The sequence below is a fragment of the Cyanobium sp. ATX 6F1 genome (genome assembly GCF_024346315.1).
Lineage (GTDB): Bacteria > Cyanobacteriota > Cyanobacteriia > PCC-6307 > Cyanobiaceae > ATX-6F1.
The window spans coordinates 153,521-171,397 of record NZ_JAGQCS010000006.1 but is presented as its reverse complement, the minus strand read 5'-3'; the positions used below and the strand labels follow the sequence as shown (position 1 = coordinate 171,397).

Here is a 17,877-nt window from a genome sequence, read left to right as displayed (position 1 = left end):
CCGCCCCTTCCCCATGGCCGATCGCCTCGATCTGCTTCAGATCTCCGCCGCCCTGCGGCGCGTGGGCTGGGTGCGCTTCTGGTTTCAGCTGGCCCTGGGGATCGTGGTGGTGGGGGTGCTGATCTTCAACAACATCGGCGGCCAGATGGCGGCCAATTCCTCCCGGGCCCTGGGGCTGGGCCCGGGCCTCTCGCTCACCACGCTCTCGTTCTTCGTGCTGCTCTGGAGCCTCTGGCAGGGCTGGCTGGTGGTGCTCTGCGGCCGCGCCCTGGCCAGCCCCGCCCACCCCTCGAAAGGCGAAACGGCGCGGTTGGTCAAGCGCGGGCTGCTGGCGGATCTGGTCGGCCTCACCCTGGCGGCGGTGGGCTACCAGGCCCTGGCCGGCAGCCTGTTCGTGCAGGCCTCCCAGCAGGTGCCGGGCTTCTTCGGCGCCCAGATGCAGGGGGTGCCTGGCGCCGGCGGCCGCGTGGTGGGGCTGCCGATCACCTCGATCGAAATGCTCGCGGTGCTCAGCAACACCCAGGTGCTGTTCGCCCACCTGCTCGGGCTGATCATCAGCCTGTGGCTGCTGCAGCGGATCTACCGACCGCGCTGAAGATCGACCCGGAGCAGTCCGCCCAGGGCCTCCAGGCCTCCTCTCCAGAACAGTTCCGGCTGCAGGGGCGTGAGGGCGGCACCACCGGCATGGACCTGGGCCACATCCGTGGGCCAGTCCTGGGGGCCGGCGCCGGCCGACTCCAGATCATTCACCACCTCCCCCGCCAGCCAGTAATAGGTGCGGCCCCGCGGGTCACTGCGGCGGTCGAACTGGTCGACGTAACGGCGCACCCCCGGCCGGCACCAGCGCAGCGGCGCGATCGAGCCGTCGGGCAGGGCGGGAACGTTGAGGTTGAGCAGCAAACCCTCGGGCCAGCCCGCCGCCAACACCTGCTCGGCCACGTCGAGGGCCAGGCGTGCGGCGGGCTCGAACTGGCGCCACTGGAAACAGGCGCTGCTCACCGCCAGGGCGGGCAGCCCGTCGAGGGTGCCCTCCATGGCCGCCGAGACCGTGCCGGAATAAAACACGTCGGTGCCCAGGTTGGGGCCGTGGTTGATGCCCGAGAGCACCAGCTCCGGGGGTTCCTCCAGCAGGCTGGAGAGGGCGAGCTTGACGCAGTCGGAGGGGGTGCCGCTGCAGGCCCAGGCCCGCACCCCAGCGGCGAACAGCTCATCGGCCCGCTCCGCCCGCAAGGGCGTCTGCAGGGTGAGCCCATGGCCGGTGGCGGAGCGTTCCTGGTCGGGGCAGACCACCGTGACCTGATGCCCCCGGGACGCCGCCTCGGCCGCCAGGACACGGAGGCCATCGGCGAAGACCCCGTCGTCGTTGCTGATCAGGATCCGCAGGGGGCCCATGGGCGCGTCCGTGAGAAGCGCAAACTAGGTCGCCCCTTGGGCGCGTCCGGGTGCGCCAGACGTCGCTACCTACAGTTAATGGCCCCCGTTGCCACGCCGTGAGCGCCCCATTGAGCCTGCAGGCGCTCACCGACCAGTTGGAGCAGCTTGAAGCCCAGGCCAGCGCTGAGATCGCCGCCGCGGACAGTCCGGCCGCGCTTGAAGCCCTACGGGTGTCCCTGCTGGGCAAGAAAGGCCGCCTCTCCGGGGTGCTTGGCGCCATGGGGCGGCTGCCCGCCGACGAGCGCCCGCTGGTGGGCCAACGGGCCAACGTGCTCAAGGAACTGGTGCAGGCGCAGCTGGGGGAGCGCCTGGCGGGGATGAAGGCAACGGCCCTGGCCGAGAAGCTGGAGCGCGAGCGGCTGGATGTGACCGCCCCGAGCACCTACACCCCGGTGGGCCACCGCCACCCCCTGATCACCACCACCGAGGAGATCGTCGACATCTTTTGCGGCCTGGGCTACCGGGTGGAGGAGGGCCCGGAGATCGAAACCGACCACTACAACTTCACCGCCCTCAACATCCCGCCCCACCACCCGGCGCGGGACATGCAGGACACCTTTTACCTCTCGGAGCACGAACTGCTGCGCACCCACACCTCGCCGGTGCAGATCCGCCACCTGGAGAAGAACCCACCCCCGGTGCGGATCGTGGCGCCCGGGCGCGTCTACCGCCGTGATGCGGTCGATGCCACCCATTCGCCGGTGTTCCACCAGGTGGAGCTGCTGGCAATCGACGAGGGGCTGGATTTCAGCCACCTGCGCGGCACGGTGACCGCCTTCCTGCAGGCCTTCTTCGGCGACCTGCCGGTGCGCTTCCGGGCCAGCTATTTCCCCTTCACCGAGCCGTCGGCCGAGGTGGATGTGCAGTGGCGGGGCCGCTGGCTGGAGGTGATGGGCTGCGGCATGGTCGATCCGGCGGTGCTCGAAGGCCTGGGGCTCGATCCGGAGCGCTGGAGCGGCTTCGCCGCCGGCCTGGGGGTGGAGCGGTTCGCCATGGTGCGCCACGGCATCGACGACATCCGCCGGTTGTTCAGCAGCGACCTGCGCTTCCTCGAACAGTTCTGAAGGTCTCCTGCCCAGGTGATTCCATAAACTCAGCTCACCCACGCTCCCGATCGGTGCCCTGCGTCGGACTGATCGTGAACGACGGCAAGGATCTGGCCGTCAACACCGCCGATGCGATCGAGCGCCGGCTGGTGGGGGCCGGCTATGGGGTGCTGCGGGCCAGCAGCTCCGGCGGCATGGTGGGCTTCGCCAACCCCGACCAGCACCTGCGCAACCTGGGCTACAGCGCCTGCGTGCCCAGCGATTTCCACGCCGAGATGGCCCTGGCGGTGGTGCTGGGGGGGGACGGCACCGTGCTCTCGGCCGCCCGCCAGACCGCCCCGATCGGCCTGCCGATCCTGACCATCAACACGGGCCACCTGGGCTTTCTGGCGGAGGCCTACCTCAACGAACTCGACACGGTGCTCGAGCAGCTGATCGCCGGCCGCTGGACGGTTGAGGAGCGCAGCATGCTGGTGGTGAGCGTGATGCGGGGCGAGCAGCGTCGCTGGGAAGTGCTCTGCCTCAACGAGATGGCCCTGCACCGCGAGCCGCTCACGAGCATGTGCCACTTCGAGATCGCCATCGGCCGCCACGCTCCGGTGGACATCGCCGCCGACGGGGTGATCCTCTCCACCCCCACCGGCTCCACCGCCTACGCCCTCAGCGCCGGCGGACCGGTGATCACCCCCGACTGCCCCGTGCTGCAGCTCACACCGATCGCCCCCCACTCCCTGGCCTCCCGCGCCCTGGTGTTCAGCGATCGGGAGCCGGTGACGGTGTTTCCGGCCACTCCCGAGCGGCTGATGATGGTGGTGGACGGCAGCGCCGGTTGCTACGTCTGGCCGGAGGATCGCGTGCTGATCCGCCGCAGCGACCATTCCGCCCGTTTCATCCGCCTGCAGGACCATGAGTTCTTCCAGGTGCTGCGCAACAAGCTGGGCTGGGGGCTGCCCCACGTGGCCAAACCGGGCGCCCACCAGCAGGCCCCATGACCCGGGTGCTCCTGCTGGGACGCACCTCCCATCCCCTGGCCTCGCGCCTGAGCGCCTCGGGCTATGAGCCCCTCTGCCTGAGCCTGGAGGACCTGGCCCTGCCCCAGCAACGCGCCCTGCTGGTGGATCCGCCCCCGGCCGTGGTGGTGCTGGCGGCGGAGACCCAGTCGGCCATCGCCCTGCTGCGCCAGGACCTGCCCGGGGTGCCGCTGCTGCTGGACATCGGCAGCGACGGCGTCGACGCCCGCTCCAGCTGCCTCAGCGCCGGGGCCGATGATTTCTGGCTCTCGGGTTCCCCCCCCAGCGATCTGCTGCTGCGGCTGCGGCTGCATGCTCGGGTGATGGACCGCAGCAGCGGCCGCTCACCGCTGCTGCAGCTGGCGGACCTGAGCCTCGACCCCGGCAACCGCACGGTGCGGCGCGGGCAGCGCCTGGTGGCCCTCACCGCCCGGGAGTACGGCCTGCTGGTGCACCTGCTGGAGCACTCCGGTCAGATTCTGAGCCGCGAGCAGATCCTGGCGGCGGCGTGGAAGGGGCAACAGGGAGTGGCCAGCAATGTGGTGGAGGTCTACGTGCGTTACCTGCGCCAGAAGCTCGAAGAAGGAGGCGAGCGGCGTTTGCTGCACACGTTGCGGGGGCGCGGGTACAGCCTCAGTGACGGGCTCCCCGACCAGGGGATCCCCCACCAGGAGCCCCCCGAAGCATGAGCCTCAGCCTCGTCCTCGCGGCCCTGATCGCCGCCACCCCCTCGGCCCCGAAAGCCGCCCAGTCCAAAGCGGTTGAACCGCTGGGCCCGCCCCAGTACCTGCCCATCGAGGCCGAATGGTGCCTGCCGCCGCTCGCCAGCGCCACGGGCGTCCTGGCGCCCCCCCGCTGCCTTCAGCTCGAGGTGCCCCGTGCCCCCCGTCAGTACGCCTGGGGGCTGATGCAGCGGCCACCCCTGGCGCCCCTGCGCGGCATGTGGTTCCGCTTCCAGCCCGCCCAGCCCGTGAGCTTCTGGATGCACCGCACCCCCGAGCCGCTCGACATGCTGTTCGTGGCTGGGGAGCGGGTGGTGGCGATCGAAGCGGCGGCGACCCCCTGCCCGCGGCTGCCCTGCCGGAGCTACGGCCCGGAGCAGAAGGTGGACGGGGTTGTGGAACTGGCGGCAGGCCAGGCGGCCGCCCTGGGGCTGACCCCCGGCAGCCCGGCGCCGATCCGCTGGCTGACCGGCCTCAAGCCGGCGCCCTTGCACCAGCGGATCGGCGCCCCCTGAGCACCAGCACCGGGTTGAGGGGCGCCAGGCGGGTGCCCTCGGCCAACGGGGCCCCGCGCCAGGCCTGAAGCTGGCCCACCGCCACCGCCAGGCCGGAGCGCTCCAGCAGCGGCCGCAGTTCCGCGAGCGCTTCGAGGGTGGCCAGGGGCAACACCACCAGCCCGCCGGGCCGCAGGCGCTCCAGGACGGCCGCAAGAATCGCGGCGCGATCGCGGCCGCCGCCGCCGATCAGCACCCGGTCGGGATCAGGCAGCTGGGCCAGGGCCTCGGGGGCAGCACCCTCCAGGATCCCCGCGGGAGTCACCCCAAAGCGTCGGGCGTTGGCGGCGATCAAGGCCGCCGAGCCGCCCCGGCGCTCCAGGGCCCAGAGCTTCAACTCCGGCCGCAGCCTCAGGGCCTCCAGGCCAACACTGCCCACACCGGCGCCCAGATCCCAGAGCACCCCGGTGGCGGGCAGCTCCAGATCCGCCAGCAGCTGGATGCGCACCTCCCGTTTGGTCATCAGTCCGGGCCGGTCGCCCTGCTGCAGCCAGAGGCCATCGTCGAGGCCGAACAGGGGCAGGGAAGCCGGATCGGGATCGGCGGGCGGCTCGGCAATCAGCAGCACCAGATGCAGGGGGTCGAGATCCACCGGCAGGGGCTGCCCAGGCGCCAGCCGCTGCACGCGTTCGGCCGGGTGGCCCAGGCGTTCGCACAGCCAGAAGCCGTAGGACGCCTCCAGGCCTGAGGCGACAAGGATCCGGCGCACCGCACCGGCGCCGCCGCGGCCGGGATCGGTGAGCACCGCCAGGGCGGGCGGGCGCTGCTGCAGCCGCTGGGCCAGGGGTTCGGGGTCGCGGCCGTGGAGGCTGATCCAGCTGGCGTCCTGCCAGGGGCGGCCCAGGCGGGCAAAAGCCAGCTGCAGGGAGCTGGGGGCGGGATGAAAGCGCAGGGCGCCGGCGCCCAGGTGCTGCACCAGCAGCCGGCCGATGCCGAACCAGAGCGGATCGCCGCTGGCCAGCACCACGGCGGGCATACCAGCCGCCAGGGCCGCCCCCAGGGGGGCCATCAGTTCATCGGGCCGGTCGCTGGCGAGCAGCCGGGGCAGGGGGCGATCCAGCCGACCCGCTGCTGTTTCCCGCTGCCACCAGGCCTGGGCTCCCGCCAGCAGCCGCTCCGGCGCCACCACCAGATCCGCCTGGCGCAACAGCGCCAGGGCCGGGGCCGCCAGCGCGTCCACGCCGCCGGCATCGGTGCCGAGCACGTCGATGCGCTCTCCTGGCGGGTCATTGATCCGGCTGCCTGGCTGCCGCTGGGATTCCACCGCCGCTTGCTCCCACCGATCGGATCATGATGCTCAACTCCCCACCCCAACGCCCATGGGCGAGCGCCGCCAACGGATCCATGAACTGGTGATCGCCCTGCTGGCCCAGCAGGGGGAGCGGGAGCTGCTGGCGGCCGACGGCGGCGATCCTGGCGCCTGGCTGGAGCGCAACCGGCGGGTGGTGCAGCACTACCAGGCCCTGGTGCGCTCGGCCGTCACCCTCGATGCCCTGATCGACCAGGAGGTGAGCAGCGACGCGGAGAACCCCCGAGCCCCCGGCGGCACCCGCCTCTGACAAGCGGCGCCCGCCTCTGACAAGCTGGGCCCACCTCCGGCTCTGCCATGGCGCGCCTCGGCCTCTCTGCCCTCCACGAGCTGTTGCGGGGCAAGGGCTCTGGAGCGGGCAGCTCCGGTTGGCAGGCCCCCGCCGCCAGCTGGCAACGGCCCTTTGGGCTGGGCTGGGAGAAGCCCTACACCGTCCGCTACGCCAGCAACCTCGACGACGGCCCCAACCACGGAGCGCCCCTGGGGGGCTTCGGGGCGGGCTGCTTCGGCCGCGGCCCCGACGGCGCCTTCAACCTCTGGCACCTGGATGGCGGTGAGCACTGGTTCGGCTCCCTGCCCGACTGCCAGTTCGCCCTGTTTGAAAAAAGCGGCAGCGGCTGCCGCGCCCACGCCCTGGCCACCGCCCCCGAACGGGACGACTCCCGCCCCGGGGCCAGCGGCGCTCCCTTGGGCGCCTGGAGCTGGTACCCCGCCAGCACCACCGGCAGCGACGGCAACCTGCGCAGCACCGGCACCTACGCCGCCCGCTACCCGCTCAGCTGGTTCCGCTACGACGGCGTGTTTCAGGCGGCGGTGGGTTGTGAGGCCTTCAGCCCGATTCTTCCCGGCGACTACCAACGCAGCAGCTACCCGGTGGCGGTCTTCCGCTGGAGTCTGAGCAACCCCAGCGATCAGCCTCTGGAGCTCTCGCTGCTGCTCAGCTGGCGCAACACCAGCGGCTGGTTCACCAACACCGACCCCAGCGCCGCCGTCACCTTCCGCGATGACGGCAGCCCGGAGCACAACTACGTGCCGGCCATCGGCGCCACCGGCGGCCAGCACAACCGCTGGGTGGACGCCCCCGGCCTCAAGGGGGTGCTGCTGGAGGGAGCGCGCAGCGAACCCATCGCCGAAGGCCAGGGCCAGTGGTGCCTGGCGGTGCCCGACGACCTGGAGGGGGTGGAGGTGCTGCGCTGCAGCCGCTGGGACCCCTCGGGCGATGGCGCCGAGCTCTGGGAGAGCTTTGAGCGTGATGGCTCGATCCCCGACCGCGACGACGAACGCACCAGCGCCGCGAACGAACCCGCCAGTGCCGCGATCGCCCTGCGCTTCACCCTGGCGCCCGGGGCCTCGATCGAGCTGCCGGTGGTGATCAGCTGGGATCTCCCCGTCACGGCGTTTGCCACCGGCACCCGCGCCCTGCGCCGCTACACCGACTTTTTCGGCGCCGGCGGGCGCCAGGCTGCGGCGATCGCCGCTGAAGCGTTGCTCGACTGGCGGGATTGGCGCGAGCAGATCGAGGCCTGGCAGGCACCGGTGCTGGAGCGGGCCGATCTGCCCGAGCCGCTACGCATGGCCCTGCTCAACGAGCTCTACGACCTGGCCAGCGGCGGCAGCCTCTGGACCGCCGCCAGCCCCAGCGATCCCGTCGGCCGCTTCGGGGTACTCGAATGCCTCGACTACGCCTGGTACGAGAGCCTCGACGTGCGCCTCTACGGCTCCTTCGCCCTGCTGCAGCTCTGGCCGGAACTCGACAAGGCGGTGCTGCGGGATTTCGCCCGCGCCATCCCCGCCGCCGACCCCACGCCGCGGCCGATCGGCTGGTACTTCACCCAGGGCCGCGGCCGGGTGGAAGCGGCCCGCAAAGTGGCCGGCGCCACCCCCCACGACCTGGGGGCCCCCAACGAACGCCCCTTCGACGCCACCAACTACACCGCCTACCAGGACTGCAACCTCTGGAAGGACCTCGCCTCCGACTTCGTGCTCCAGGTCTGGCGTGCCTTCACCCTTGCCCCCACGGGCGAAGACCTGCGGTTTCTGGCCGACTGCTGGCCGGCGGCTGTGCAGGCCCTGCGCTACCTGAAAACCTTTGATGCCAACAACGACGGCCTGCCCGACAACGGCGGCGCCCCGGATCAGACCTTCGACGACTGGCCCCTGGAGGGGGTGAGTGCCTACTGCGGTGCCCTCTGGATCGCGGCCCTGGAGGCGGCCCTGGCCATGGGCCAGCGGCTGCAGCTGGAGCTGGGGCTCGACACCAGCGCCGAGCAGCGGGAGTTCGGAGGCTGGCTGGAGCAGAGCAGGGCGAACTTTGACGCGCTGCTCTGGAACGGCGAGTTCTACCGCATCGATGCCGGCAGCGGCACACCGGTGGTGATGGCCGACCAGCTCTGCGGTGATTTCTATGCCCGCCTGCTGGGGCTGCCGCCGGTGGTGGCCGAGGAGCGGGCGCGCTCCGCCCTGGGCGCCATCAAGGAGGCCTGCTTCGAGCGCTTCGAGGGGGGCCGGCTCGGGGTGGCCAACGGCCTGCGCCGTGACGGCACCCCGCTCGATCCCAACGGCACCCATCCGCTTGAGGTCTGGACCGGCATCAACTTCGGCCTGGCCGCCTATTACCGGCTGCTGGACGAGACGGGCACCGCCCTTTCGATCACCGGCGCCGTGGTCGAGCAGGTGTATGCGGGCGGACTGCAGTTCCGCACCCCGGAGGCGATCACGGCTGTCGGCACCTTCCGGGCCTGCCACTACCTGCGGGCGATGGCGATCTGGGCCCTCTGGGCCACCCACACCGGCTGGGAGCCGATCCCCGGTGCGGCCAGGCGGCCCTGAACCGATGGGGAGTTTGCGGATCAAGCACGTGATGGCGGTGATTCTGTCGCTCGCCCTTGGGGCCGCAGGGCTGCTGGGGCTGACGGCGGTCCCTGCGCCCGCCTGGGCCCATCCGATCGAGCGCAGCCTCGAAAGCCTGCGCGACCTCGACGACCAGAGCTGGCAGCTGGTGGCCTATCACCAGGGCTCAGGCGATGGGCCCATGCGCCTGCGGCTGGTGGGCTTCCCCGGCAAGCTACGGCTGGAGCACCCCACGGCACTGCAGGTGCGCTCGGGGCCGTTCCGCTGGAGCCTGGACGACCTCACCGCGAAGAACCCCCAGCTCTCGAGCGATGGCCGTTCGGCCGTCGCCGAATTCGATCTGGAGCCGCTGCTGGCCGATCTCCAGCAAAACCGGCCCCTGCGCCTGAAGCTCCCCGGTGCGATCGATGAGCTGGCGGTGCCGCCCTACCTGGTCAAGCAGTGGCGCGCGTTGGCGACCAGCGGCCGTTGAGCGGCGCCGCCGCCTGGCCTCTCTGGATGGACCGCGCCCTGGAGCTGGCGGCCCTGGCCGAAGGGCGCACCAGCCCGAACCCCCTGGTGGGGGCGCTGGTGCTCGATGCAGGCGGCCAACTGGTGGGCGAAGGCTTCCATGCCGCCGCCGGGCAGCCCCATGCGGAAGTGGGAGCCCTGGCCCAGGCGGGGGAGCGGGCGAAGGGCGGCACCCTGGTGGTGACCCTGGAGCCCTGCTGCCACCACGGCCGCACCCCCCCCTGCAGTGAGGCGGTGATCGCCGCCGGTGTGGCGCGGGTGGTGGTGGCGATGGCTGATCCCGACCCGCGCGTGGCCGGCCGCGGCCTGGCCCAGCTGCGGGCCGCCGGCATCGAGGTGATCGAAGCGGTGCGCGAGGCGCAGGCCCGCTCCCTCAACAGGCCCTTCCTCCATCGCCTGGCCACGGGCCGCCCCTGGGGGATCCTCAAGTGGGCGATGAGCCTCGATGGCCGCACAGCCCTGCCCAACGGCGTGAGCCAGTGGATCAGCGGCCCCGAGGCCCGCTCCTGGGTGCACCGGCTGCGGGCCCGCTGTGATGCGGTGATCGTGGGGGGCGGCACCGTGCGCGCCGACGACCCCCTGCTCACTTCCCGGGGGCAGCGCCAGGGCGAGCCCCTGCGGGTGGTGCTCAGCCGCGGCCTGGATCTGCCCGATCAGGCCCAGCTCTGGAACACGGCGCTGGCCCCCACCCTGGTGGCCCATGGACCGGAGGCGCCGGCGCAGGGCCGCTCCCGTCTGGAGCGCCTCGGGGTGGAGCGGCTGGAACTGGCCGCCTGCGAGCCCGACGCCCTGCTGGAGGCCTTGGCGGCGCGGGGCTGCAACCGGGTGCTCTGGGAGTGCGGAGCGGAGCTGGCCGCCGCCGCCCTGGGCCAGGGCTGCGTGCAGCAGCTGGCCGCCGTGGTGGCCCCGAAGCTGCTGGGGGGGCCGCCCGCCCGCACCCCCCTCGGCGACCTGGGCCTGGAGCGCATCGATGACGGCCCCGAGCTCAAGGAGTTGGCGCTCACCCGGCTGGGGCCTGATCTGCTCTGGAATCTCGAGCTCTGAGCGCTAATGCTCTCCATCCCCGGATCGATTGTCCTTCCCCTGGTTGGCTTCCTGGATCGTGAAGCGGCTGATCAGCAGCCCCATCACCACCGCCAGATAAAAAGGGCCGATCACGCTGAAGCTGACGCTGGCGATCTGGGCCACCGGCGTCACCGGCAGGATGTCGCCGTAGCCCACGGTGGTGAGGCTGACGAAGGCGAAGTAGTTGAGCCGCACGAAGTCGAGCTCCCAGACCTGCACCGGCGCCAGCCCCCCCCGCAGGCGCGGCACCAGCAACTGCCCGCCCTCGTTGTGGACGCTGGTGAAGCTGCCGGGGTGCACCGTCTCCAGCACGCTCAGCAGCAACCCCGCCGTCAGGCCCAGCATCAGATAGCCGGCGGCCGCCCCCATTAGCACCTGGCCATTCACCACCGTCTCCTGGCCCAGCAGGTGCACCAGCCGCAGGGTGCTCCAGGTCACGAACAACGACCACAGAACCAGCAAGGGCATGCCGGTTTTCGCGAACGAGAGCGGCGTCAGAAACCAGGTCGCCTGGGCCATCAGGGCGAGCACCCCCAGGGCGCGGTAGAGGCAGTCGCTCACCCGGCTGGTGGCAGGGAACGTGATCGGTTCACCCAGGTGCTTGATCAGCAGAACCACCATCAGGACCTGGCCGACGGTGCTCAGGTGGCGCAGCGGCTGCGGCAGCGTGTAGCTCACCATCAACAGCACGCAGACCAGAAAAAGCTGCAGGAAGAAGCGGTGCCGCCGGCCCAGCCGCGCCCGGGCATTGAGAACTCTGCTGCGGAGAGGGTCCAAGGCTCGATGCGGTACCCGTGAATTGTGGAGCCTCAGACCGTCAGTTCCAACGGCCCTCCCTGGGGACGTGCTTCCCAGCCCGCGGGATCCCAGGGCTCCATCAACGGCGCCAACGCCCGCAGCTCGGGGCCATCGCAGGGCGCCATCCAGGCCTGCTCAAGACCGTCCGGAATGATCACCGGCATCCGCTGGTGAATGGGCGCCAGCAGGGCGTTCGGGGCGGTGGTGAGCACGCAGCAGCTCTCCAGCTCGCTGCCATCAGCGCCGATCCAGCGCTCCCAGAGCCCCCCCAGCCAGAAGGGCGCGCCACCTTGGCGGCGGATCAGCCAGGGCCGCCGGCCCGCTCCCGCGCCACTCCATTCGTAGAAACCATCCGCCGGCAGCAGGCAGCGGCGGTGGCGCCAGGCGCCGCGGAAGCTGGGCTTCTGGTCCACGGTCTCGGCACGGGCATTGATCGACCTGTTGGCGCCGGCGGGATCCTTGACCCAGTCGGGCAGCAGACCCCAGAGCATCAGAGCCACCTCATCGCGGCCGTGCTCCTGGCGCAGGGCCAGCAGGGGTTCACCGGGGCGCACCTGAATCCTGGGGGCGTAGTGGTGGGCCAGCCCCGGCGGCAACGGAGCCCCCAGCCTCGGCGCCAACGTCGCCAGGGGCGTGGTCAGGCAGAAACGGCCGCACATCTCGATTCAACCGCAGCTGTGAACGTTCGGTTCTCTCACCCCGGCCCAGGTCCGAAGCGAAGGAACACCGACCTAGCTTGGTCAGGACGCGCACACAGCCCCGATGGCCATCCGCCAGGACGACAACAAGCCGAACCGGCGGCTCAGCATCATCAACCTGGTGCTGATCGGCTTTGGGGTGCTGTTGCTGTTCAGCAGCTTCTTGCCCAACCAGCAGGCCCAGGTGCCTCGGGTGCCCTACTCCCTGTTCATCAATCAGGTGGATGACGGAGCGGTCAAGCGCGCCTACATCACCCAGGACCAGATCCGCTACGAGCTGGCCAATCCCGGCGAAGGGGAAGCGCCGGTGCTGGCCACCACACCGATCTTCGACATGGAGCTGCCCCAGCGGCTGGAGGCCAAGGGGGTGGAATTCGCCGCCGCGCCACCCAAGCGCCCCAGCTTCTTCACCACCTTGCTGAGCTGGGTGGTGCCGCCCCTGATCTTCATCGTGGTGTTGCAGTTCTTCGCCCGCCGGGCCATGGGCGGTGCGGGTGGCGCCCAGGGAGCCCTGAGCTTCACCAAATCCAAGGCCAAGGTCTATGTGCCCGATGAGGAATCCCGGGTCACCTTCGCCGATGTGGCTGGTGTGGACGAGGCCAAGACCGAGCTCAACGAGATCGTCGATTTCCTCAAGACCCCCGAGCGCTACGCCGCCATCGGCGCCCGCATCCCCAAGGGTGTGTTGCTGGTGGGGCCTCCGGGCACGGGCAAGACCCTGCTGGCCAAGGCCGTGGCCGGTGAGGCGGAAGTGCCCTTCTTCATCATCTCCGGCTCTGAGTTCGTTGAACTTTTCGTGGGAGCCGGCGCCGCCCGCGTCCGTGATCTGTTCGAAGAGGCCAAGAAAAAAGCTCCCTGCATCATTTTCATCGACGAACTCGATGCGATCGGCAAGAGCCGCTCGGGCTCGATGGGCGTGGTGGGGGGCAATGACGAACGGGAGCAGACCCTCAACCAGCTGCTCACCGAGATGGACGGCTTCACCGGCCAGGACAAGCCGGTGATCGTGCTGGCGGCCACCAACCAGCCCGAAACCCTCGATGCCGCCCTGCTGCGGCCCGGCCGCTTCGACCGCCAGGTGCTGGTGGATCGCCCCGACCTCTCCGGCCGCAGGAAGATCCTCGACATCTACGCCAAGAAAGTGAAGCTGGCCGCCAGCATCGACATCGACAAGATCGCCCAGGCCACCAGTGGTTTCGCCGGCGCCGACCTGGCCAACCTGGTGAATGAGGCGGCCCTGCTGGCGGCCCGGGCCTACCGCACCGAAGTGGAGCAGGCCGACCTCAACGAGGCGATCGAGCGCGTGGTGGCGGGTCTGGAGAAGAAGAGCCGCGTGCTCCAGCCCGATGAGAAGAAAGTGGTGGCTTATCACGAAGTTGGCCACGCGATCGTCGGGCACCTGATGCCAGGCGGCAGCAAGGTGGCCAAGATTTCGATCGTGCCCCGGGGCATGAGCGCCCTGGGCTACACCCTGCAGTTGCCCACCGAGGAGCGCTTCTTGAATTCCAAGGAAGACCTCGAAGGCCAGATCGCCACCCTGCTGGGGGGCCGCAGCGCCGAAGAGGTCGTCTTCGGTGAGGTCACCACCGGTGCCTCCAATGACCTTCAACGGGCCACCGATATCGCCGAGCAGATGGTCGGCACTTACGGCATGAGCGACACGCTCGGTCCGCTGGCCTACGACAAGCAGGGCGGCAACCGCTTCCTCGGGGGCGGCAACAACCCCCGCCGCAGTGTCAGTGACGCGACCGCCCAGGCGATCGATCGCGAGGTGCGCGCCCTGGTGGACCGCGCCCACGACAGGGCCCTAGCGATTCTCCACGGCAACCGGGAGCTGCTCGAGACCATTGCCGGCAGGATCCTCGAAAAAGAGGTGATCGAGGGCGATGAGCTCAAGGGGTTGCTGGCCTCCAGCACCCTGCCCGAGGCGGCCGTTCTTGCTGAGCCTGTGGCCGTCGGCGCCTGAGGGAACACGATCAAGGGGCCTTGACGAAGGGGCCCCCGATCCCGGATAAGGGTTCTTTGAGATGGGGATATGAGCCCTCAGCTCGCCAGCGTTCTGCCCAGCCTCGCCGCCCTGCGCGGCCACGATCTCCTCTCGTCGGCCGATCTCAGCCGGGAGCAGACCTTTGCGTTGCTCCAGCTCGCCGCCGAACTCAAGAGCGGTGAGCGGTGCATTGATCTGCGCGGTAAGACGCTCGGACTGATCTTCACCAAGGCCTCCACCCGCACCCGGGTCAGCTTCACCGTGGCCATGGCCCGCCTGGGCGGCCAGACGGTGGACCTCAACCCGAGCGTCACCCAGGTGGGACGGGGTGAACCGGTGGCCGACACGGCCCGCGTGCTCAGCCGCTACATGGATGCCCTGGCCATCCGCACCTTCGCCCAAGACGAGCTGGCTGAGTACGCCCACTGGGCCACGATCCCGGTGATCAACGCCCTCACCGACCTGGAGCACCCCTGCCAGGCCCTGGCCGATCTGCTCACCGTGCAGGAGGCCTTCGGCGTCAGTGATGGCCAAGGGGGGCTCACCCTGGCCTACGTGGGCGACGGCAACAATGTCGCCCATTCGCTTCTGCTCACAGGCGCCCTGCTGGGGGTGAATGTGCGCATCGGTTGCCCGTCTGGTTTCGAGCCCGATCCAGCGCTGGTGGAGCGGGCCAGGGCCCTGGCGGGGGAGCGCAGCGCCATCGTGGTGACCCACGATCCCGTGGCGGCCGTGCGGGGCGCCCAGGCGCTCTACACCGATGTGTGGGCGTCGATGGGGCAGGAAGGGGAGCAGGCCCAGCGGGAGGCGGCCTTCCAGGGCTTCTGCCTGGATGAGGCGCTGCTGGCGGAGGCCGATGCCCGGGCGATCGTGCTCCACTGCCTGCCGGCGCACCGGGGGGAGGAGATCAGCGCCGGGGTGATCGAGGGCAGCGCCAGCCGGGTGTTCGATCAGGCCGAGAACCGGCTGCATGTGCAGCAGGCGCTACTGGCAGTGCTGCTGGGTGGCCTCTGAAGGGCCGCTGAAGAACCTCTGGCAGGCCGGCCGGCTGCAGGTGGACAGGGCAGATCCGGCCATGACTGGACAAAGGCCCGAAGCGGTGCGAGAAAGGGGCGACTGGTTCATCTGTATTGCCGGTGCCCACCCAGCACGCCCACCATCTCGCGCCTGACCTCAGGTCAGCCAGCAGACCTGACCTCAGGTCAGCCAGCAGAACTGACCTTGGCCGCCAGAGGGGCCAGGAGCTCACCAGCGCCCAGCGGGAGCTTTACGACTGGCTGGCGGAGTTCATCGGCCAGCACCGCCACAGCCCCTCGATCCGCCAGATGATGGAGGCCATGGGGCTGCGCTCACCGGCGCCGATCCAGAGCCGCCTGAGGCACCTGCAGCAGAAGGGCTGGATCACCTGGCAGGAGGGCCAGGCACGCACCATGCAGCTGCTGGGTGCCATGGCCCCGGGGATCCCTGTGCTGGGAACCGTGGCCGCCGGCGGCCTGGTGGAGCCCTACGACGACCTCCAGGAGCGGCTGGATCTGACGCCGGTGCTGGAAACCCGGGGACTGTTCGCGCTCACCGTGAACGGCGACAGCATGGTCGACGCCCACATCGACCATGGCGATGTGGTGCTGATGGAACCGGTGAGCGAGCCCAGCCGCATCAAGGCGGGCACGATCGTGAGCGCCCTGGTGCCGGGCAGCGGCACCACCCTCAAGCACTTCCACCGCGAGGGAGCCACGGTGCGGCTGGAGGCGGCCAACCCCGCCTACGAGCCGATCGTGCTGCCCGCCGACCAGGTGAGCATCCAAGGGAAGCTGGTGGCTGTGTGGCGCCAGGTCTGAGCACCCCATCGGGTAAGCTCACATCTGGCAAAACGCCGGGGCCCAAGGCACCTGCGCGGCGCCATCTGGGGCCATAGCTCAGCTGGTAGAGCACCTGCATGGCATGCAGGGGGTCAGCGGTTCGAATCCGCTTGGCTCCATTGATTTCGATCCCATTCAACCGGGTCCCTGGTCGCAGGGGTCCGGTTTTTTGTGGGCTCGGACCCCTCCCATCGAGCCGCTCCACGGGGGTCATCAGCCCAGCCGGGCCGAAGGCTCCCCGGCGTGACCCCAGCCAGCAGGCTCAGAGGCTCCGGGCAGACCAGCAGAATCAAGACCATGGATGTCCACGCCGATTTCGCCCAGCGGGTGGTGCTCGACACCACGGCTCTGCCCTGGACGCCCTCGCCGATGGCGGGGGTGGAGCGGCGGATGCTCGATCGCATCGGCGGCGAGCTGGCCCGGGCCACCTCGATCGTGCGCTATGCACCCGGCAGCCGTTTTGAGCGCCACAGCCATGGCGGCGGTGAGGAGATCCTGGTGCTGGAGGGCATCTTCTCCGACGAGGCGGGCGATTACCCGGCCGGCACCTACCTGCGCCACCCAGTCGGCTCAGGCCATGCTCCGTTCAGCGAGCAGGGCTGCACGATCCTGGTGAAGCTGCAGCAGATGCACCCAGCCGATCAGCAAGGCTTCGAGATCGATACGCGCATGGCCCCCTGGGTGCCGGGGCTGGTGGCGGGCCTTGAGGTGATGCCGCTGTCGGCCTTTGGCACTGAGCACGTGGCCCTGGTGCGCTGGGCGCCTGGCACGGTGTTTCATCCCCACGGCCATCCCGGCGGCGAGGAGATCCTGGTGCTGGAGGGTGTTTTCTCTGACGAGCACGGCAGCTACGGAGCGGGCAGCTGGCTGCGCAATCCCCACGGCAGCCAGCACCGGCCCTGGAGTGAGGCGGGCTGCACGATCTGGGTGAAGACCGGCCACCTGCCAGCGGCCTCAGGGCCGGCTGGCCCCGGGTGAGAATGGTGGGATGGAGCATCCCCTGCTGATTCTTGTGCCCTGGGCCGTCTTCGCTGGGGCCGTGGGCATGAAGGTCTGGCGGGTCTATTGGACATTGCAGAGGCGTTCTGACGACGCAGCCCTGCGTGTTGAGCGGTTCAGAGCGACCCTGGATCGGAACTGGGCGAAGGGGCGCCCGGCGGCGTGATGGAGCCGCTGAACTGGGGCTATGGGCAACTGGCTCTGGTAGCCCTGGCCTTTGGGGGTCTTCAGATCTGGTGGATCGGCAGCATTCTGCGGAAACGGGACCTGGCCCGACCCATGAGTAATGGGGAGTTCCTCAAGTCGCTGGAGCGCATCTGGTCAAAAGAGCCGCCGCCCTCTGACTGACGGTAGAGAAGCGGGAACGGGGGAACGGCCCAGGGTCCGCCGCGTCTGCCCTGATGAAGTGCGCTGACGAAGTGGGCCGAAATCAAGATGGATGCTAGGATTGTAAACATATTTAAAGCAACCATGTTCAGAGCCCTGTTCGGCTTTCTCTTTGCGGCGCTGACCTTCGTGCAGGTTCCCCAATGGGACAACGACTGGACCAAGTGCTCCGTCTCCGTGCCCGACACGGCCTGCCACTGGTATGTGGTGAATCCAGACAACACCTTCGGCAAGGGTTTCAGCTGGATTACAGCCCCCAAATTTGACTTTGAAGCGCTTCAGGATATCGCAGCTCAGCACGAACTTACGGTGGCGCAGGGCTATCAAACCACGGTTGAACTCATGAATGCCACCACAGACATCAAATACGGCGATAACTACTGATAAATCAACCAATTACTCCGCTCATTCAACCTCTGACTGGATTAATTAATACCATTTGAACACCCGGCGGCGCGTCATGCATGCCTGCTGCTCAGGATTGTTGATCGTTGGGCACGTCCGGCTGCGTTGATCGATTGCGGTTGTTGCGGCAGCGATCTGAGCAGTAGCGCACCTGGTCCCAGACGTCCTTCCACTTCTTGCGCCACTGGAAGGGTCTCCCGCAGACCGGGCAGACCTTGGTGGGGCGATCGGCGTGATGGGCCAT

General features: G+C 69.6%; 20 protein-coding genes and 1 tRNA gene. 16 read left to right on the top strand and 5 right to left on the bottom strand.

Features of this window, described 5'->3' with window-relative positions:
• Window positions 1–13 precede the first annotated feature (13 nt).
• Window positions 14–595, top strand: coding sequence for a DUF3611 family protein (locus tag KBZ13_RS10955; RefSeq protein WP_255009057.1), 582 nt, complete (start codon window positions 14–16; stop codon window positions 593–595).
• On the opposite strand, the gene surE is transcribed toward KBZ13_RS10955, so the two are convergent.
• Window positions 580–1,392 carry a 5'/3'-nucleotidase SurE gene (gene surE, locus KBZ13_RS10950; RefSeq protein WP_255009055.1) on the bottom strand — a complete coding sequence of 271 codons (813 nt, stop codon included), beginning with the start codon at window positions 1,390–1,392 and terminating at the stop codon, window positions 580–582. The genes KBZ13_RS10955 and surE overlap by 16 nt on opposite strands.
• Before the next feature lie 98 nt (window positions 1,393–1,490).
• On the opposite strand from surE, the gene pheS reads away from it, so the two are divergent.
• From pheS to KBZ13_RS10930, 4 genes are read left to right on the top strand one after another with little or no spacing between them, the layout of a single operon-like run.
• On the top strand, window positions 1,491–2,498 hold the full coding sequence (pheS, locus tag KBZ13_RS10945) for a phenylalanine--tRNA ligase subunit alpha (protein ID WP_255009053.1): 1,008 nt from the start codon (window positions 1,491–1,493) through the stop codon (window positions 2,496–2,498).
• A gap of 53 nt (window positions 2,499–2,551) precedes the next feature.
• Window positions 2,552–3,472 carry an NAD(+) kinase gene (locus tag KBZ13_RS10940; protein ID WP_255009051.1) on the top strand — a complete coding sequence of 307 codons (921 nt, stop codon included), beginning with the start codon at window positions 2,552–2,554 and terminating at the stop codon, window positions 3,470–3,472.
• Window positions 3,469–4,179 carry a winged-helix domain-containing protein gene (locus KBZ13_RS10935; protein ID WP_255009049.1) on the top strand — a complete coding sequence of 237 codons (711 nt, stop codon included), beginning with the start codon at window positions 3,469–3,471 and terminating at the stop codon, window positions 4,177–4,179. The genes KBZ13_RS10940 and KBZ13_RS10935 overlap by 4 nt, the downstream gene beginning before the upstream one ends.
• Entirely contained in the window at window positions 4,176–4,727 is a 552-nt protein-coding gene (locus KBZ13_RS10930; protein ID WP_255009047.1) for a DUF192 domain-containing protein, read from the top strand. Before KBZ13_RS10935 ends, KBZ13_RS10930 begins: the two co-directional genes overlap by 4 nt.
• Here the strand turns inward: KBZ13_RS10930 and cbiE are convergent.
• Window positions 4,687–6,030 (bottom strand): precorrin-6y C5,15-methyltransferase (decarboxylating) subunit CbiE, encoded by a 1,344-nt coding sequence (cbiE, locus tag KBZ13_RS10925; RefSeq protein ID WP_255009045.1) that lies wholly within the window; start codon window positions 6,028–6,030, stop codon window positions 4,687–4,689. The two genes, KBZ13_RS10930 and cbiE, sit on opposite strands and share 41 nt — an antisense overlap.
• 55 nt (window positions 6,031–6,085) lie before the next feature.
• On the opposite strand from cbiE, the gene KBZ13_RS10920 reads away from it, so the two are divergent.
• The 4 genes from KBZ13_RS10920 to ribD are packed head-to-tail and all read left to right on the top strand — an operon-like array spanning window position 6,086 to window position 10,479.
• Window positions 6,086–6,325 (top strand): hypothetical protein, encoded by a 240-nt coding sequence (locus KBZ13_RS10920; protein WP_255009044.1) that lies wholly within the window; start codon window positions 6,086–6,088, stop codon window positions 6,323–6,325.
• Between the two features lie 47 nt (window positions 6,326–6,372).
• Entirely contained in the window at window positions 6,373–8,904 is a 2,532-nt protein-coding gene (locus KBZ13_RS10915; protein ID WP_255009041.1) for a GH116 family glycosyl hydrolase, read from the top strand.
• A 4-nt stretch (window positions 8,905–8,908) separates the two neighbouring features.
• Complete coding sequence (locus KBZ13_RS10910) at window positions 8,909–9,397, top strand: DUF3122 domain-containing protein (RefSeq protein ID WP_255009032.1); 489 nt, start codon at window positions 8,909–8,911, stop codon at window positions 9,395–9,397.
• Window positions 9,398–9,423: 26 nt separating this feature from the next.
• On the top strand, window positions 9,424–10,479 hold the full coding sequence (ribD, locus tag KBZ13_RS10905; RefSeq protein ID WP_255009127.1) for a bifunctional diaminohydroxyphosphoribosylaminopyrimidine deaminase/5-amino-6-(5-phosphoribosylamino)uracil reductase RibD: 1,056 nt from the start codon (window positions 9,424–9,426) through the stop codon (window positions 10,477–10,479).
• A gap of 3 nt (window positions 10,480–10,482) precedes the next feature.
• On the opposite strand, the gene KBZ13_RS10900 is transcribed toward ribD, so the two are convergent.
• Together KBZ13_RS10900 and KBZ13_RS10895 are read right to left on the bottom strand one after the other, a co-directional pair.
• Window positions 10,483–11,277: a potassium channel family protein gene (locus KBZ13_RS10900; RefSeq protein ID WP_255009030.1), complete on the bottom strand. Its 795-nt coding sequence runs from the start codon at window positions 11,275–11,277 to the stop codon at window positions 10,483–10,485.
• Window positions 11,278–11,309: 32 nt separating this feature from the next.
• Window positions 11,310–11,957 carry an SOS response-associated peptidase gene (locus KBZ13_RS10895; protein ID WP_255009028.1) on the bottom strand — a complete coding sequence of 216 codons (648 nt, stop codon included), beginning with the start codon at window positions 11,955–11,957 and terminating at the stop codon, window positions 11,310–11,312.
• 103 nt (window positions 11,958–12,060) lie between these two features.
• On the opposite strand from KBZ13_RS10895, the gene ftsH reads away from it, so the two are divergent.
• The 7 genes from ftsH to KBZ13_RS10860 all read left to right on the top strand — a co-directional run bounded on the left by ftsH (window position 12,061) and on the right by KBZ13_RS10860 (window position 17,612).
• Window positions 12,061–13,962 (top strand): ATP-dependent zinc metalloprotease FtsH, encoded by a 1,902-nt coding sequence (gene ftsH, locus KBZ13_RS10890; RefSeq protein ID WP_255009027.1) that lies wholly within the window; start codon window positions 12,061–12,063, stop codon window positions 13,960–13,962.
• A 69-nt stretch (window positions 13,963–14,031) separates the two neighbouring features.
• Window positions 14,032–14,997 (top strand): ornithine carbamoyltransferase, encoded by a 966-nt coding sequence (argF, locus tag KBZ13_RS10885; RefSeq protein ID WP_255009025.1) that lies wholly within the window; start codon window positions 14,032–14,034, stop codon window positions 14,995–14,997.
• Window positions 14,998–15,119: 122 nt separating this feature from the next.
• Complete coding sequence (gene lexA / locus KBZ13_RS10880; protein ID WP_255009023.1) at window positions 15,120–15,821, top strand: transcriptional repressor LexA; 702 nt, start codon at window positions 15,120–15,122, stop codon at window positions 15,819–15,821.
• A 67-nt stretch (window positions 15,822–15,888) separates the two neighbouring features.
• Window positions 15,889–15,961, top strand: a tRNA-Ala gene (locus tag KBZ13_RS10875).
• A gap of 178 nt (window positions 15,962–16,139) precedes the next feature.
• On the top strand, window positions 16,140–16,820 hold the full coding sequence (locus tag KBZ13_RS10870; RefSeq protein WP_255009021.1) for a cupin domain-containing protein: 681 nt from the start codon (window positions 16,140–16,142) through the stop codon (window positions 16,818–16,820).
• 186 nt (window positions 16,821–17,006) lie between these two features.
• Complete coding sequence (locus KBZ13_RS10865) at window positions 17,007–17,189, top strand: hypothetical protein (RefSeq protein ID WP_255009020.1); 183 nt, start codon at window positions 17,007–17,009, stop codon at window positions 17,187–17,189.
• A gap of 123 nt (window positions 17,190–17,312) precedes the next feature.
• Window positions 17,313–17,612 carry a hypothetical protein gene (locus KBZ13_RS10860; protein ID WP_255009019.1) on the top strand — a complete coding sequence of 100 codons (300 nt, stop codon included), beginning with the start codon at window positions 17,313–17,315 and terminating at the stop codon, window positions 17,610–17,612.
• 91 nt (window positions 17,613–17,703) lie between these two features.
• On the opposite strand, the gene KBZ13_RS10855 is transcribed toward KBZ13_RS10860, so the two are convergent.
• On the bottom strand, window positions 17,704–17,877 hold the full coding sequence (locus KBZ13_RS10855; protein ID WP_255009018.1) for a DUF2256 domain-containing protein: 174 nt from the start codon (window positions 17,875–17,877) through the stop codon (window positions 17,704–17,706).

Coding starts and splice junctions, on each gene's coding strand:
- argF (WP_255009025.1), top strand. CDS start 14,032: ATGAGCCCTCAGCTCGCCAGCGTTCTGCCCAGCCTCGCCGCCCTGCGC.
- ftsH (WP_255009027.1), top strand. CDS start 12,061: ATGGCCATCCGCCAGGACGACAACAAGCCGAACCGGCGGCTCAGCATC.
- KBZ13_RS10855 (WP_255009018.1), bottom strand. CDS start 17,877: ATGGCCCATCACGCCGATCGCCCCACCAAGGTCTGCCCGGTCTGCGGG.
- KBZ13_RS10865 (WP_255009020.1), top strand. CDS start 17,007: ATGGAGCCGCTGAACTGGGGCTATGGGCAACTGGCTCTGGTAGCCCTG.
- KBZ13_RS10935 (WP_255009049.1), top strand. CDS start 3,469: ATGACCCGGGTGCTCCTGCTGGGACGCACCTCCCATCCCCTGGCCTCG.
- KBZ13_RS10870 (WP_255009021.1), top strand. CDS start 16,140: ATGGATGTCCACGCCGATTTCGCCCAGCGGGTGGTGCTCGACACCACG.
- KBZ13_RS10860 (WP_255009019.1), top strand. CDS start 17,313: ATGTTCAGAGCCCTGTTCGGCTTTCTCTTTGCGGCGCTGACCTTCGTG.
- KBZ13_RS10910 (WP_255009032.1), top strand. CDS start 8,909: ATGGGGAGTTTGCGGATCAAGCACGTGATGGCGGTGATTCTGTCGCTC.
- ribD (WP_255009127.1), top strand. CDS start 9,424: ATGGACCGCGCCCTGGAGCTGGCGGCCCTGGCCGAAGGGCGCACCAGC.
- KBZ13_RS10955 (WP_255009057.1), top strand. CDS start 14: ATGGCCGATCGCCTCGATCTGCTTCAGATCTCCGCCGCCCTGCGGCGC.
- KBZ13_RS10930 (WP_255009047.1), top strand. CDS start 4,176: ATGAGCCTCAGCCTCGTCCTCGCGGCCCTGATCGCCGCCACCCCCTCG.
- KBZ13_RS10920 (WP_255009044.1), top strand. CDS start 6,086: ATGGGCGAGCGCCGCCAACGGATCCATGAACTGGTGATCGCCCTGCTG.
- surE (WP_255009055.1), bottom strand. CDS start 1,392: ATGGGCCCCCTGCGGATCCTGATCAGCAACGACGACGGGGTCTTCGCC.
- KBZ13_RS10915 (WP_255009041.1), top strand. CDS start 6,373: ATGGCGCGCCTCGGCCTCTCTGCCCTCCACGAGCTGTTGCGGGGCAAG.
- KBZ13_RS10895 (WP_255009028.1), bottom strand. CDS start 11,957: ATGTGCGGCCGTTTCTGCCTGACCACGCCCCTGGCGACGTTGGCGCCG.